At 60.3% G+C, this 622-nt stretch carries 2 protein-coding genes; both read left to right on the plus strand.

Annotated elements, in window-relative coordinates; translation table 11 throughout:
* A partial coding sequence (locus AWB78_RS42995; RefSeq protein WP_198399527.1) for a TrbG/VirB9 family P-type conjugative transfer protein occupies window positions 1-438 on the plus strand: 438 nt, incomplete at its 5' end.
* A partial coding sequence (locus AWB78_RS43000; RefSeq protein ID WP_157697931.1) for a hypothetical protein occupies window positions 435-622 on the plus strand: 188 nt, incomplete at its 3' end. The genes AWB78_RS42995 and AWB78_RS43000, both read left to right, overlap by 4 nt.

Below are 622 nucleotides of genomic sequence, written 5' to 3' on the forward strand. Positions count from 1 at the left end.
AGTGAGGAAGCGACCAAGGCCAAAGCCGAGATCGCCCGAGCGAAACTGAGAGGGGCGATGGCTCGGACGGACCCCCATGCGTCGTTCAACATCGATTATCAGATGTCGGCCGAGGCGGCGTCAGCGTCCATCGCGCCGGTCAACGTGTGGGACGACTTCCGCTTCACCTACTTCAAGTTTCCGGCGAACGCGGAGCTGCCTGAGGTCTTCCTGATCAGCTCCGATGGGAAGGAAAGCACGGTCAACACCCACGTCGAAGGCGCGGACCACAACATCATCGTCGCTGAAACGACGGCCAAGGAGTGGCGCGTGCGCTACGGCCAGCAGAAGGTCATCGGCATCGTGAATAGCGAGTTCGATCCGTCACGCGGGGCGACGCCGAGCGGCACAGTCGTTCCAGGCTTCAGGCGGGTGATGAAAAGCGAGGATGAGCAATGATCAGGCGCGAACAGAACATTGATGAGTTGGTTGACGAAAACCACCCCATCGACGGTGGGCGCGACTCCTTTAGCCGCGTTGTCGCGTCCCACAACCGCATTCATGGTATGCGTGCGTTTGTCGCACTGATGGTCATTCTCGGGCTCGGCCTCATCGGCTGGATCATGTACCGAAAGCTGCACCC

The organism is Caballeronia calidae, assembly GCF_900044055.2.
GTDB lineage: Bacteria > Pseudomonadota > Gammaproteobacteria > Burkholderiales > Burkholderiaceae > Caballeronia > Caballeronia calidae.